The sequence below is a fragment of the Micromonospora sp. LOL_024 genome (assembly GCF_048060415.1).
Lineage (GTDB): Bacteria > Actinomycetota > Actinomycetes > Mycobacteriales > Micromonosporaceae > Micromonospora.
The window spans coordinates 1-285 of sequence record NZ_JBHMIS010000222.1; the positions used below are offsets into that span (position 1 = coordinate 1).

The following is a 285-nucleotide window of genomic DNA, read 5'->3' on the forward strand; positions in this document are numbered from 1 at the left end:
CCCTGGCACTACACGGCATCCCATAACCAACCGGACATTCAAGGACTACTCCGGGGCCCTGGCGGCGTCCCCGGACGACCCCGCCCTGACCGACTACTGGGCCCAGCGACGCGGGAAGAACTTGCCCCTGCTCGACCGCAGCATCCTGATCCTGCTCGCCAAGCAGAAAGGCCGCTGCGCGCTCTGCCAGGGACTCCTCCTGCACGCCGACCACGAGCCACACAGCCAGGGTCTTTGCGTTGTCGATGTGCGGGGCTGTGAGCTGGGCTGACGTGTCGATTGGGG

1 protein-coding gene is annotated in these 285 nt (G+C 66.7%); it reads left to right on the forward strand.

Translation table 11 applies throughout. The features are described from left to right. A partial coding sequence (locus tag ACFHWY_RS28960) for a hypothetical protein (protein WP_416583395.1) occupies nt 1-271 on the forward strand: 271 nt, incomplete at its 5' end. Nucleotides 272-285 lie beyond the last annotated feature (14 nt).